The organism is Kluyvera sp. (assembly GCF_047971185.1).
GTDB lineage: Bacteria > Pseudomonadota > Gammaproteobacteria > Enterobacterales > Enterobacteriaceae > Kluyvera.
Genome location: NZ_JBKDZH010000123.1, coordinates 1 through 2386 on the forward strand (window position 1 = coordinate 1; position 2386 = coordinate 2386).

The following is a 2386-nucleotide window of genomic DNA, read 5'->3' on the forward strand; positions in this document are numbered from 1 at the left end:
CAACGCGCATTGCATCCGGGGAAGCAATAACAACGTCAAAGTTCATTTCGCCTTTTTTGATCTGGTCAGCCAGATCTTCCATACCTACCAGCTCGGCGCCTGCAGCTTTAGCAGCTTCAGCGTTCGGGCCCTGGGCAAATACGGCTACGCGAACGGAACGGCCAGTACCGTGCGGCAGTACAGTTGCGCCACGGACGTTCTGGTCAGATTTACGAGCGTCGATGCCGAGGTTAACGGCAACATCAACGCTTTCAACGAACTTAGCGGTAGCCAGTTCTTTCAGCAGAGTGATGGCTTCGTTGATGTCGTACTGTTTGGTCGCATCAACTTTCTCACGGATCACACGCATGCGCTTGGTCAGTTTAGCCATTTCTTAGTCCTCCACTACCAGGCCCATGGAACGTGCAGTACCTTCGATGGAGCGAGTCATCGCTTCAATGTCGGCACCGGTCATGTCGGCAGCTTTGGTCTGCGCGATTTCCTGCAGCTGAGCGCGGGAAATTTTACCTACTTTGTCTTTGTTCGGCTTACCGGAACCAGACTTAATACCAGCCGCTTTCTTCAGCAGAACTGCTGCCGGAGGCGTTTTGGTAATGAAGGTGAAAGAACGGTCAGCGTAAACGGTGATAACAACCGGAATCGGCAGACCTTTTTCGATGGAATCAGTCTTCGCGTTGAACGCTTTGCAGAATTCCATGATGTTAACACCCTGTTGACCCAGAGCAGGACCAACCGGCGGACTCGGGTTTGCCATACCAGCTGCAACCTGCAGCTTAACGTAGGCTTGGACTTTCTTAGCCATTCTAAAATCCTCTAATTGGGTAATAGCGCCTCTAAGAGGCTCCCCGTGATATAAAAATTCGTTTTACAGGCATGCGCCCATAAAAACAAAAGGCGCGAAATTGTATGCCAATTTCGCGCCCTATGCAACGATTAGATCGATGCTTTTTTGATCGCAGCCTTACGCTTTCTCAACCTGAGCGAAGTCCAGTTCTACCGGGGTCGCACGACCGAAGATAGAAACAGATACTTTCAGGCGAGACTTCTCGTAATCCACTTCTTCGACCACGCCGTTGAAGTCAGCAAACGGACCGTCGTTAACGCGAACCATTTCACCCGGTTCAAACAGCGTTTTCGGACGCGGCTTATCGCCAACCTGCTGCAGACGGTTCATGATCGCATCAACTTCTTTGTCGCTGATAGGCGCCGGACGGTCGGAGGTGCCGCCGATAAAGCCCATAACGCGCGGAACGCTGCGTACCAGGTGCCAGCTCGCGTCGTTCATCACCATCTGAACGAGGACGTAGCCAGGGAAGAATTTGCGCTCGCTTTTGCGACGCTGGCCGCCACGGATTTCAACCACTTCTTCGGTTGGAACCATGACTTCGCCAAACAGCTCTTCCATGTTGTGTAATTTGATATGCTCGCGCAGCGACGTGGCTACACGACCTTCAAAACCGGAAAACGCCTGAACGACGTACCAACGCTTTTTAGGTGCTTCAGACATCTTAGAACCTCAGGCCAGTGATAAAGGATACCAGGCGAACCAGAATACCATCCAGTCCCCACAGGATCAGTGACATTACCGCAGTGACCGCCGCAACGATCAGCGTAGTGTGCAGCGTTTCCTGGCGAGTCGGCCAAATCACCTTACGAACTTCCGTTCTCGCTTCACGAGCAAACGCAACGGTCGCTTTGCCTTTCGTCGTCAACAGCGCGACACCACCCGCTGCAGCAATAATAATTACTACGGCCAGCGCACGCAGCGGCAGCATCATGTCGCGATAAAGGTAGTTACCCACAATTGCGACAATCAGCAATACGGCAACAACGACCCACTTCATCGCTTCCAGGCCGCGCCCGCTCCCTTGAGCTTCGGTATTCGCACTCATAAACCAACCTGTCAGAAGTATTCTACAAACATTTCCACCCCGCGATTGCGAGGCGATCCAAACCGAAATAAGTTTCGGACTAAACGCCCTCTACAGAGCCTGTCTCAGCAATGATTATGGCAAAAATAATCACTGATGAGCCAGGTTCTGGTTCGACAGCGTACAAAAAGGGCATCAAATGATGCCCTTTTATTGCGCATTGCGTCAAATGTTATCAGCAATTAGCTCATTACTTTGGCAACAACGCCCGCGCCAACGGTACGACCGCCTTCACGGATTGCGAAACGCAGACCATCGTCCATCGCGATCGGGTTGATCAGGTTAACAACCATTTTGATGTTGTCGCCCGGCATTACCATCTCTACGCCTTCCGGCAGTTCGTTTGTACCAGTCTCGTGAGTAGTACGGTAGTAGAACTGCGGACGGTAGCCTTTGATGAACGGAGTATGACGGCCGCCTTCGTCTTTGGAAAGGATGTACACTTCAGATTCGAA

At 51.8% G+C, this 2386-nt stretch carries 3 protein-coding genes and 2 pseudogenes; all 5 read right to left on the reverse strand.

Annotated elements, in window-relative coordinates:
• Positions 1 to 370: pseudogene (rplA, locus tag ACK5JN_RS23485) on the reverse strand (50S ribosomal protein L1); the annotation flags it as partial.
• A gap of 3 nt (positions 371 to 373) precedes the next feature.
• On the reverse strand, positions 374 to 802 hold the full coding sequence (rplK, locus tag ACK5JN_RS23490) for a 50S ribosomal protein L11 (RefSeq protein WP_012133815.1): 429 nt from the start codon (positions 800 to 802) through the stop codon (positions 374 to 376).
• Between the two features lie 159 nt (positions 803 to 961).
• Entirely contained in the window at positions 962 to 1507 is a 546-nt protein-coding gene (nusG, locus tag ACK5JN_RS23495) for a transcription termination/antitermination protein NusG (protein ID WP_003862341.1), read from the reverse strand.
• 1 nt (position 1508) lies between these two features.
• Positions 1509 to 1892: a preprotein translocase subunit SecE gene (secE, locus tag ACK5JN_RS23500; protein ID WP_064546531.1), complete on the reverse strand. Its 384-nt coding sequence runs from the start codon at positions 1890 to 1892 to the stop codon at positions 1509 to 1511.
• Positions 1893 to 2113: 221 nt separating this feature from the next.
• Positions 2114 to 2386 (reverse strand): annotated as a pseudogene (gene tuf, locus ACK5JN_RS23505) (elongation factor Tu); the annotation flags it as partial.

Excerpts from the sequence above, each read along its gene's own strand:
- rplK (WP_012133815.1), bottom strand. The coding sequence starts at position 802 with ATGGCTAAGAAAGTCCAAGCCTACGTTAAGCTGCAGGTTGCAGCTGGT.
- secE (WP_064546531.1), bottom strand. The coding sequence starts at position 1,892 with ATGAGTGCGAATACCGAAGCTCAAGGGAGCGGGCGCGGCCTGGAAGCG.
- nusG (WP_003862341.1), bottom strand. The coding sequence starts at position 1,507 with ATGTCTGAAGCACCTAAAAAGCGTTGGTACGTCGTTCAGGCGTTTTCC.